This is a genomic window from Megasphaera intestinihominis, assembly GCF_040096415.1.
GTDB lineage: Bacteria > Bacillota > Negativicutes > Veillonellales > Megasphaeraceae > Megasphaera > Megasphaera intestinihominis.
Window position 1 is genome coordinate 1 of the sequence record NZ_JBBMEU010000068.1, and the last position, 11334, is coordinate 11334.

Genomic DNA, 11334 nt, shown 5'->3' on the forward strand with positions numbered 1-11334 from the left:
CAATCACCCCGGCCTGCATGGCGCAGACCACGGCAGGATGAAACTCCTGCTGTGTCAGGGCCTTGCCCCGACAGCTTATTCAGTATACTACTGTGTAAAGAGATTGTCAAGGATTTTTTTCAAATCCTTGACGCAGGCCGCAGGTCGCCGGTCGCCGCGACATCATAGATGTCGCTGTAGGGGCCGGCCAAAGGGCGGCCCGTTGTGGGAATCCCGTGAAATGCTTTGTAGCGAAATCGCTGTTCACAGGTCGCGAATCATCGCCTGCGGCGATATATTCGTCGTTCATCGTTCGTCGTTCATCCATATGTTGGCACTCTATGTCAAAAAAAATCATTTATTAGCAAAATACTGCCAAGCATCAATAACATCGAGAAAAACACCATCAAATCCAGCTTTTATAATTTGATCTAAATACGCCTGGTTATTGCCATAAAGGATATGTTTCCACTGAGGTGACCAATAGCATACTTTAAAGCTGCCCGGCCAATCCGGGTTCGGGGCCTGAATCCAAGATGGCCTCGTCGTATTCCATTCATTTTTCCAGTAAGGCCGGTAATCAGCCGCTTCGCCTATACTCATATAGGCCAAGACTAAACGTTTTCCGCCCTGTGGCTTTGTCTTTAATAAATCCACATCATTCTTCATAAGAGGCGTATCACCATAGTATAAGTCAACAATAAGGACATCATATCTTGTTCTACTAAGCGCATTTAAATAGTCTTCTTTTTTTAAAAAGGAGCCCGGATTCAACAGAAACAAGAAGTTCTCCGCATCTTGTATCCGATTAATGTCCTTCGTATTGGAAAACGGTGCCTTTTTATCCGGTATCCTGTCCAGGTTCTGTCCGGCTAGTGCCATACTCACATACCCATCTGCCTGTCCCCTTTTTTCATCATCTTCTTGTAACGTCGCATCTTTTATATAATCTAAAGTCCATACTGCTTTACCTGCCATTTTAGGTTTAGCAAACATAGCCTTTAAATAGGTTATGTAATCTTTGGACTGTGATTTCACACTGTCCGGTCCATCATGTACATAGTATACTGATTCCGTTAAAAATCCGTCCATAGAAGTAATAAGTTTTTCAACATTATGAACGCTATTATTAGGCGTTTCTTCTAATAAACCTGTTGCCCCGTTACCAAGAATTTGAAAACGAGGATCCTTTTTCTGAGTGTATTGCCGTATTTCCCCTATTAAATTTACCATTTGGGTCTCTGGCGTCTGTGACTGGTCAGCACCGACACAACCAGAAATAGAAATCAGCCCCGTCAGAACAAGTACAGCAGTTGCGAATTTTCTTATCATAAATACCTCCTAAAAAGCATAATCCCTTTACAAACTCTTATTATACCTGGCAACAATCCCCCAGCCCTGATAACTATTAGCTCCATCATTATGCCGAGTATACCGTTCAATATCCAGACTTATCGATTCAGTCGATGAACGCTGCCATGAATATCCAGCTGCCAGGGAATACCGACGATATCCTATATTATTGAGATCAAGATGTAACGGATCCGTACTCGATGATATATCTTTAAAATGCATCATAATATGATATTCTTGTTGTTTATTGAGATGATGCATCCAACCAACTCCATAATAATGTGCATAAGAATCTTCAGACGCAAAGCCTTTCATTTTTTCCGTAAGATTTTGAATAGTGTATAATGATAATTCATCTTTCGGAGTTACTGAACGGTTATAGAACAGGCGCATATCCCATTCATCTCCATCTGTATAATGCTGGGTATCTCCTGGATGCCATAAGCCAAATTCATCACGAAAAATACTTTCCTGCTTTGCCGGCGCGTAGGAATCATGTTGAAATTGAATCGAATACTGCATTTTAGGCCCAATATGCTGATATTTAAGCCCTTGATAAAAAATATCACCTGGCGATACGTCACGATGGCTAACTTCTTTAGAATATTCATAACTTTCACGAAAGGTATATTGAATACGCCCAGTCAGACTGTCCTGCTCATTATAATGATGAATCACTTCCAGCCCTGGCGTAAATTCAAAACCAGCCCCAAAATCAGTAAACGGAGCCACGCCTTCAGGAACAATTGCATTCTGATAAAATTTATGTTGGCCTGTAGGAAAATTAAAATTGCACAGATAACGCACGCTGTTAATAGGATGGTCATTATGAACCATAACATCCAACTGCGTATCGACCATACCTGAAATACTACCATTGGATACGCCTGTATCAGAACGAATATAGCCCGTACTAACACCAAAATCCACCTTACGCCCATGTACGCGTCCCTGTTGTGCGTAAGTCATGGGAATAAACAGTTGATGCCCTGAATAGTCGCCATTCCAGTAGTAGTAGTCAACACCCGTTGTAAAGCTGGCACCTTCACCGAAATGCTCCAATTCATAATCTTGCAGCTGTGCTGCTATGATCAGTTGTCCTTCGAATGAAATAGCCCGGTTCATCCAATCTTTGCTTTCTTGGACATAAATTTCAGTATCGATTTCATCTTTTTTAGCCTGCTTCAAATCGTCAGACAGGCTCATAACATCGGCTTCATAATCAGCCACTTTCTCACGACTTTCAGCTTCTGCCTGCTCTGCCTCATTTTGAGCCTCAACAAGTTCATCCATATATGCCTGCATATTATCAAGTTCTTCTTGAGCCGCATCCAGGTCATCACTAGAAGCCTCCACTTGATTACTCAAATCATTCAATTGTCCATCATAATAACTTTCAATCGCTTCAACATCGCTATCGCTGTTCGCCTCTCGTTCATCAGCTATCTGCTGTGCTTCATCAAGACGATTCAAAGCATAGTCTACCGATTCCACGGCTGCGGCTACGATGGCTTCATTCCGAGCCTGCTGCGCCGCTTTCGCATCACGGATAGCCACTTCATATTCTTGAGACACGGTCTGCATTCGACTGTTTAATGACTCGTAGGCATTGCGCTTATCATTTACTATACCTTGCATGGTATAAAGGCCATCAGCATAATCAGCTACAGCTTGCTGAGCAGCAATAGCCTCTTTCGTCCGTTCAGCGCTGATAATCCTGGCTTCATCCAGATTTTGCTGCGTCTGCTGCAGATTCTGTGCTAAAGTCACAACATTTTCCTTCGCTACGGCCAGATTATTTGATGCTTCCCGCCAATTCTTTATAGCTTCGGCCGCATTATGATGAGCTGTCTTTAAATCACAATGGGCTTGCCTGTCATCAGCTTCCGCTTGATGGCGATATTGTATTTCGTCACGAGCATTGCGCAATGATGCAAATTCCGAAGAAATATCATGCATTGTATCTGCATTAGAAGCCCGGACACTCACACTCACAGCGGTACAAGCCATTCCCAAAATAAGGCAGCGAAACGGGGCACTACTTAATCTCTGTTTCATAAAAACCATCCTCTTTATCTAAACAATCCACGGTCGGTCCATACATACGCCGGGCCAGCAACGTAAGCCAGCCAATGTGTTGCTGATAAAACATTGGCTGGCCGCAAAAGATATAATAATTAATATTCATAATATAAGCGTAAAGTTGTTTCCAAGCATAAAACAGAGAAATAGCCATAGCAATAAAGAAAGTAAAACCGTAGCTGCTTTCCCCTAAAACGAGGACCCCGAATATATTTAATCCCCCATTTAACAGAAAAAATACCACAGTAATACGAAGTAACTGACGCTGGGCATTAAAATATTCCAGGATAACTCCCAAGATTTGAAAAACACCCACAAAGTAAACCGCCATGAGCAGGACATCAAACATATTAACCGCTTGGGTTTCAATATGGACCCAGGACAATATGTACGTCCCGCAAGACAGAAACAATATCGTAAATAAAAATTGAAATTCCATGGAGCTGCGCAACTCAAACCACAAGGTATGAACCATTGTCTTTCGCATAGCTTCAATATCATTAAAATTTCCCTTCCGGGTAATGGCTTGAAAGTAATTGAAATAAGTTTCATAGAACCGGGTTTCCATATAGACAACAAAAATAATCATCATTGGCAGCATTGATAAAAACGCATAGAAAGTAACAATGTCATACAGAGGAGCATAGCGATAAGTCCCGGCTACCGTTACCCCCCAGCTAGGACTTGTCCAAATAATAATATTAGGCAGGAATATTCCTCCCGAAAACAAAATCGCATAAAGGAAAAGCCGCCATTCTCTGTCAAAGTAAGGCAAAAAAGCAAAATGACGTCCTTTACGAGGCATCCCGAAAAAACGGATGATTTGAATCATAAAGAAGCCTGAAATAACAGTCAACCCCCCTGTGATACCCAAAAAGGCAGCGATTGTCGGTTGCAGCGTCAAGTATTTTAACATGAAATAGATACTCACTATGCTTAGAGACACCCCTATGGCAAATCCCCAAATAAGAGGCTTAAATTTTTTTACCGCTGTCAAATAGAGACTTTCAGCCTCAATGATCATCAATAAGGAAAAAAATAAATAAGCACCTAGCTTTTCCCCGAATAAAAGAGGAGAATTCCATAAAAAAATAGCAGCTATAATACTACCTAAAAACAAGAGAATAGCGATGAGACCAAAACAGGAAGCCGTTAAATCATTATAATTATCCGTAGATATGCAGTCAGACAAATAACGAGTTACAACTTTGACAAATCCAGATGAGAAAATTTGAGAAAAAATAAAGGCATACACCGTAGAGGCTACAAAAATATCATTTTCATAGCTGGGAACTTGAAACCAAAGAAACAAAAGCTGTACAACCAATACCATTCCCGTAAGCAGGATAAATGGTCCCGTCGTAATCAGTGCAGAAAAAGAATAAGCCTTGAGATAACCAGCCACTGTACGAGCGCGGAATAATTTTTTTAACTCAAATCCTACACCAGCCATTTTGCTTTCCCTTCCTGTAAATAAATATTCCGATAAGAGTCAATAAATTGTTCATACGTATAATTACGCTTTGTTCGTTCATAGCCAACTTCAGCCATTTGAAAGCGCAATTCGAAATCCCTAGCCAGACGTAAAATTTCCCGGGCCATGGAATTGAAATCCATCGGCGGTACGACAGCCCCAGCAATCCCCAAGCTATCCGTACTATCACCATATATTAATTCCCGGCAACAGCCCACATCTGTCGCAATAACGGGACGATGAGCTGCAAAGGCTTCCAATACCGACAGTGGCTGTCCCTCGCTGATGCTCGATTGAACGATAATGTCCATTTTCGGCATATATTCCGTTACCTGTACCGTACCGGTAAATTCTACAGCAGATTCTAAATTAAGAAGCTGTGTTGTTCGCTTACAAGTTACCACATATTCCGGGTCTTCTTCCATATTCCCCATAATATACAGATAAGTATCCGGCATCTCCTGATGAACTAGAAAAAAAGACCGAATCAGCGTAAGGATGTCTTTGATGGGTACTATCCGAACTACAGCCCCAATATTAATGGTTCCTCCATGGTCTTTCAATTTAGGAATGCCAGAAAATCTTTCCATATGAATCCCATTGGGAACAACATGAATCTTCTGCGGATCACAGCCTAAATCGGCTTCAATCCGAGCATTATGCTCAAACAATGTATAAACCTTGCTGGCTCGTTTATAAGCAATCTTAGCCAGATTATAAAAATAATTACTCCATATAATCTTGAAATCCCCTTTAGCCCAGTCACTTTTTATGATTTCAGCTTCCCGTTCCCGACAATAAATACCATGTTCCGTCAAGATAAATGGTTTATGATATACTTCAGCTGCCATAGAACCAATGATGCCACAGTAGCCAGTAGCTACACTATGATAGATATCTGCTTCTGGCAAATCCCGTTGCACAAGATAGAATAATGGCAACAGCATAGAACGCAATGTCCAAAAAAAATCAGTAAACGGCAAATAATCATAGCGTTCCCGGTATACACGGCGAATGACCTCGAAAAAATCAGAGGACATAAAAATATCCAAGGGGTTCTTCCAAGTACAAGAACGGAAAATATCCACGAGTCCGGCCATATCGATCGGACTGTCACCGCGAACAAGTTCTAACAAAACCTGCCGCTGTTGATTATTCAAAATATTTTCCTGCATCCCCGGGGAGCGCAGGGCTAGAATTTTATCCAGGAACTCTTCCTGGATTTCCGTGCAATTATTGGGCAAAGTATATTTAAACTTCCCCCGATCTTTTTCTTCGGCACCTACAGCATAAACAGTGAATTCAAACTCCGGTAAGCCCGTCATGAGCATCTGTACCCACGAAGATACTCCACCAACAACATATGGGTACGAGCCTTCTGTCAACAAACAGATTTTCATAGTGAACTTCCTTTCCAATATATATGAGCTTCTGGTCCCGTTATCTTTACAAAATACATTTCATCACCTATTTTCTGTACATGACAGTCCTTAGAAGAGGCCACTTCTTTCGTCGACCTCAACAGGAACGATGCCTCATGGGTATAGTTCCAACAATGAATTTCTAATTCATCAGGCTTCCGCAGGACTCGGTAATCTAAATTAAAATAACTATCAAAATACGGCAGGCTTTCCGAGGCCGTAACGGCTGTCAGCCATCCATAACGGCTGTCGATTTGCTTCAGGAATTCTTGGAGGCCTTCTTTCATCATATGCCAAGTCTTATCCTTGCTTTCTTCATAAAATAATTCATCAGGGTGGACAAAATGATTAAAAACACCGATAGAGGTAATCACAGTACATTCAAAATATAAATCGAGTCCCGTAGGATTATACCCGGCAGTGATGCGTGGAATATCATAAACCCCATTTTCTTCACGCTGAAACTCTTGATAATAAGCTTCCTCTTCAGCCGATCCATCATATAAAGAAGAAAGGATCCGAATGTCTGGAAGGGATTCTAAAATGGCCTCTCGCCCTTGGGGACTTAAAATATTAGAAGGCGGTACATAAGCCCGGAATTTATACTTAGGGAATGCTTCATGGACATAACGGTTGATTTCCGTAAGGGCTTCTTCCATATCGTCTTCATTCTGCCAAGGTACATAATCCGGTTCATCGTTTTGATATCCCGGCGGAACCAAAGGCTGATGATTATAGCCATGTATTCCCAGTTCTCCTCCCATATAAAGAAGATCAGTACCATATGTAAGGAGTGCATTCCGCCCTTCTTGTTCATCAACCGGTTTAAATGGGCCTTTTACCTGATCCCCGTAGCTTTCAATGATGACTCCTGTATATTTTAAATGTTCACTTTTACTTATATCTTTCATATATGGCCACCAGACTCGGCTGTAAAAGTCACGGGTCGTCATATTATATTCACTGCGGATTTTTTCATGATAGCCTTCAGGTATAGGTGATGGGAAATCATCAATATAAAACAACTTACAGCCAACAACGGGATAAATAACATCGTCTCCACAATGAGCTAAAAAGCTCATCAAAAAGCCACGGTTTGTTTTATCAGAGCGAGCAGACCCATTATAGATATAGAACGTACCTTTGCCATAATTTTTTTGCCAAATCAACGGTATGGAGCCGCTATTATCGCTAACATGGACAACGGCATCATCGGAAAGGAGCAATGAATCGACGATCGTTTCATAATGATAATCTCCTTCAACCTGAATTCCCTTACTACCCGCTAAAAAATCAGTATTCATAGTAAGGCCAAAGGCCGTGGCCGATGAACTCCTGGAATCCCAACGACTAACACCTAATTTAGAAAGTATATCCGGGCGTATAGGCTTATCCGGGCTTTGGCTTAATCGCGTTAAAACAACAGCCGTACCACCTTGTTCAACATACGAAAAGACAGCTGGCAAAGAAACAATTTTTTCCAGTTCACCAGTAGACAGGATAATGCCTCGAATCGTTGACATATTCATCGTAATGGGCTGGTCATGACGAATACTCTGGAATCTCATTTTCTTTTCTTTGAGCATCCGTTCTGTTTCATGCCGTAAAAACATACTCTCTACACTACTAGGATCATAAATAACAATATATGTATCTGGCGTTACCGTATCTGCCTGGCTCCAAGGTTCGTCGCTTCTTTGTACTGAACTTATCGCAGTATTCGCAACGCTAAACAGATGCAAAAAGCCATCCATGCGGTTATATTGGAAAAATACGCCGAGGAATAAAACAATGACAATAATCCAAAAAGCATCGTTTCTATGCATGAACGACCTCCTTATCCCAAAACCGGATAATCCGCAATGCTTCAGGTGATAGCCGCTTCGGTAATGCCTTCAACGCCTGTACCCGCTCTTGCAACTTTTTAGCATCATGCAACGCTTGGTATAATTTTATCTCCATCAATATAGGTTCTTCCTTGTCTGCATGTTGGGCAGAAAATTCCTGACAAGCTTTACGGGCTTCTTCCAACTGGCCGCAAATAATGAGCATATTAATCCGCTCCACATAGTAAATGGTTTGGTCTGGAAACTGTTGATTCAATACTGCCAAGGCTGATATATACGAGCGTTGTTGTTTATTTTTCGTCATTTGTTCTTCGCATCCGCTGTCGAGAAATAATTTTAATTTTGCAGCATATTCTTTCAAAAGAGGAATATTTTCCGGACTTTTTTTCAGCTTCTGTTCAAGATGAAATAATTCATTGCTAAGTGCTTGCAATTTTGCAGTCATCAAGGATACCGCAAAATAAGCAATCTCGCGGTCTTCATCATAAACCGCTTTATGTAGGATATTCTGATTGCTTACCATGTCCTGTCGAATAGCATCAGTAAAATATTTCCTCTTCATTTTGGCATCCTCAAGAAGGAAAAGATCATTCATGGGAATAATCTCTGCATTATAGCCTCTATCCTGTAAAGAAAATACTTCCTCTTCGTCTTTTTCCGGCTCGATGCTTCCTTTTCTCAGATTAAAAAGGAATATGTCCAGATGGAGGAATAATAAGAGGAAAAAACCGAATCCTGGTAAAAGTACTATCAGGCTCATTTCTATCGCAGCTTGAACGATACCATAGTAACGAGAAATTACGATTTCAAAGGCTAAGGCTATTACGATATACAAGGCCGCCAGCATGACAAGAATCATCATATTACCTCCTTAGCCTCTGAAATGAGCACCCCGCCTTGGGCCAGACGCTTCTGTATCAATGCCAAGGTCTGTTTATTCACATCAGTAAACATAATCCATACTGAGTCCCCCAGAATCCCCATGTAATCTTCCAGACGTATCTGGTTGCCAAGACGCTGGTCGATTTGCTTATAAGTCATGCCTGGCAAGTCTATCCTAGCAATCGTAACAGAATATCCCTTCTGCATTTGATGGCGTTCCCGGAGTTCTTCAATGATATGAACAAATTCTTTTTCCTTGAGGATCCGCGTTCCCGGAATATAACGACGTTCCATCATTTCCTGTTCCCATGTATAAGCTCGAGCCAATGATGTCGATACTAAACGGCTGGTAACTGCCATTAGATTTAATTCAAAAGTGCTCCATTTATCAAAATCCATCTGGTAAACCTGGATAACAGCAATAACTCGGCCTTCATAAATAATAGGAGCCGCTAAGTCAGGAAGGCCCTTAATGAGATCCCGATTGATAAAAAGATTATGTTCTTTCATCATTTGTTGAAGATACGGATAATCATCAATGCGCAACGAATGCGGTTCTCCTTCCGTCATGTCCCCAATGCGTACCTTTTGACGCAGATAGGCACTATCTCGACCCACGCTATAAATGATAATTTGCGATACATCGAGAACCTCCGCCGTTACTAATGCTGTCTTGTTATATATATTTTCCGGTTCAACAGAATCCAACGTGCTGACAATACGATAGATACGGCCGATGCTATCTTGAGAATTAACAATCTGCCGATACATCTTATCCTTGATGTTAACATTAGCTTTAAACATATGGCATAAAAAACGATATCGTTCCTGGTCATGCAAATGCTGCCATCGATTCTCATCATCACGAAATTTTGACTGTTCAGAAATATACCCAGTAATAACCCCCATAGCCAAATACGATAGAAAATGGAGCAATTCTGCTGGCTGGTACATAACAGCAATAAGTCCAAACCCCAGATTACCGAAGCTCAATACTAGGAGAATGAGATATGAAAAAAACACTGCCAAAAAAGCTTGACGTCGTCCATATAAAAGCCCCATAACGGCAATATATAAGAAATTAAAGTCAAAAGGCACAATTGGATTAACAGAACTTCCACCTTGAATCTGCATAAGCCACAACATCAGCAAGGCTCCGATAACATTTTCTGCATAAGGCATAATCCGTTCTTTTATCTTCTTATCTCGTTGTTCTTGTCTTTCTTTTTGTCGACGCTTTTCTTCGAAGAGAAGCGTATGAGTAACATCACGATACACATCAGCTATATTTTCTGCCAAACTGTGCCGAGCCTTCCAACCAATTTGTTTCCTAGCCTGTTCCGGATCAAGGATAGCCTGTGCAAAATGTCCCTGTTTATGGGAATCGATTTTAGGTTCTTTATCCATATTTTCCCAAACGATATGATAAAAATCATCATACGTCAAAGGCTTTCCTGAAGCAAAATGCAAATAATCGCCTATATAACCGCGTTCATATGTTTGAAAAATGGCATATGCCACATCTTGAGATGACAAAAAATCCCGCTTCTCATCTGACCTATATAAAGGTACACTTTTATTTTCAGCACAAGCATAAAGATATTGAGAAATAAAGTTATCCTTTCGTTCCATTCCCGTTCCATAGATATCAGGAAACCGTAGTATAGTAATATGAAGGCCTTGTTGTTTCCAACTCAGCGCCAATGCTTCTAAACGCGATAGCAACTTTCCTTCTTTACTCTCAGTCTGTACAAAGGTAGTTTCTATAGCCGGTATTCTCTTTTTCTCTAAAACGTCTGCCCCGGACAAGAATAGTATCTTCCCCTGACTCCTAGTAGAAGCGACTTGCAAAAACTCTTCCAAGCATGCAATAGACTGAATGCCTATTTTTTCCCGCAAGTCATAAACAATCAAATCAAAGTGATATACTGAAAGGACTTGTTGCAAAGCATCCCTATCTGATTTGCAATCATACGCTGTTACATTGCAGAAATCGGTCTTTTTCTTTCCTAAAAGGAAAACTTCCCAGTTTTCCTTTTGAAAAACCGGGATAAGAGATTGTTCTATATAAGTAGCACATTTTATTAATACAGATTTTTTTATAGTTTGAATCTCAGAGGCCATAATATATTCCCTATCCAAATGGAGAAATCCCTTTTTTAATCACATATACCTTTTATAAAAATATTTATATATCATTATACCCTGTATGTTCTATAGGTAGTGTCAACTCTTATGTGTAAACTTTTATAGTGTAGACTGAAAGATCAATCCGTGAACATCTCCAACAACTCCG

At 40.8% G+C, this 11334-nt stretch carries 7 protein-coding genes; all 7 read right to left on the reverse strand.

Going from position 1 to position 11334, the window contains the following annotated elements; translation table 11 throughout:
• Positions 1 to 333: 333 nt before the first annotated feature.
• From WMO23_RS09650 to WMO23_RS09680, 7 genes are read right to left on the reverse strand one after another with little or no spacing between them, the layout of a single operon-like run.
• Complete coding sequence (locus WMO23_RS09650) at positions 334 to 1311, reverse strand: endo alpha-1,4 polygalactosaminidase (protein WP_292282694.1); 978 nt, start codon at positions 1309 to 1311, stop codon at positions 334 to 336.
• 27 nt (positions 1312 to 1338) lie between these two features.
• Entirely contained in the window at positions 1339 to 3390 is a 2052-nt protein-coding gene (locus tag WMO23_RS09655; protein WP_020724018.1) for a coiled-coil domain-containing protein, read from the reverse strand.
• Positions 3371 to 4867 carry an exopolysaccharide Pel transporter PelG gene (gene pelG, locus WMO23_RS09660; protein ID WP_020310734.1) on the reverse strand — a complete coding sequence of 499 codons (1497 nt, stop codon included), beginning with the start codon at positions 4865 to 4867 and terminating at the stop codon, positions 3371 to 3373. The genes WMO23_RS09655 and pelG overlap by 20 nt, the downstream gene beginning before the upstream one ends.
• Positions 4855 to 6288 (reverse strand): GT4 family glycosyltransferase PelF, encoded by a 1434-nt coding sequence (gene pelF, locus WMO23_RS09665; protein ID WP_292281358.1) that lies wholly within the window; start codon positions 6286 to 6288, stop codon positions 4855 to 4857. The genes pelG and pelF overlap by 13 nt, the downstream gene beginning before the upstream one ends.
• Positions 6285 to 8135 carry a DUF2194 domain-containing protein gene (locus WMO23_RS09670; RefSeq protein ID WP_020310731.1) on the reverse strand — a complete coding sequence of 617 codons (1851 nt, stop codon included), beginning with the start codon at positions 8133 to 8135 and terminating at the stop codon, positions 6285 to 6287. Before WMO23_RS09670 ends, pelF begins: the two co-directional genes overlap by 4 nt.
• Positions 8128 to 9018 carry a hypothetical protein gene (locus WMO23_RS09675; protein WP_239639637.1) on the reverse strand — a complete coding sequence of 297 codons (891 nt, stop codon included), beginning with the start codon at positions 9016 to 9018 and terminating at the stop codon, positions 8128 to 8130. Before WMO23_RS09675 ends, WMO23_RS09670 begins: the two co-directional genes overlap by 8 nt.
• On the reverse strand, positions 9015 to 11162 hold the full coding sequence (locus WMO23_RS09680) for an NAD-dependent epimerase/dehydratase family protein (RefSeq protein WP_292281361.1): 2148 nt from the start codon (positions 11160 to 11162) through the stop codon (positions 9015 to 9017). The genes WMO23_RS09675 and WMO23_RS09680 overlap by 4 nt, the downstream gene beginning before the upstream one ends.
• Positions 11163 to 11334: the final 172 nt, after the last annotated feature.

Bases quoted from the DNA above. Each gene is read 5' to 3' on its own strand.
- pelG (WP_020310734.1), bottom strand. From the start codon at position 4,867: ATGGCTGGTGTAGGATTTGAGTTAAAAAAATTATTCCGCGCTCGTACA.
- pelF (WP_292281358.1), bottom strand. From the start codon at position 6,288: ATGAAAATCTGTTTGTTGACAGAAGGCTCGTACCCATATGTTGTTGGT.
- WMO23_RS09680 (WP_292281361.1), bottom strand. From the start codon at position 11,162: ATGGCCTCTGAGATTCAAACTATAAAAAAATCTGTATTAATAAAATGT.
- WMO23_RS09670 (WP_020310731.1), bottom strand. From the start codon at position 8,135: ATGCATAGAAACGATGCTTTTTGGATTATTGTCATTGTTTTATTCCTC.
- WMO23_RS09675 (WP_239639637.1), bottom strand. From the start codon at position 9,018: ATGATGATTCTTGTCATGCTGGCGGCCTTGTATATCGTAATAGCCTTA.
- WMO23_RS09650 (WP_292282694.1), bottom strand. From the start codon at position 1,311: ATGATAAGAAAATTCGCAACTGCTGTACTTGTTCTGACGGGGCTGATT.
- WMO23_RS09655 (WP_020724018.1), bottom strand. From the start codon at position 3,390: ATGAAACAGAGATTAAGTAGTGCCCCGTTTCGCTGCCTTATTTTGGGA.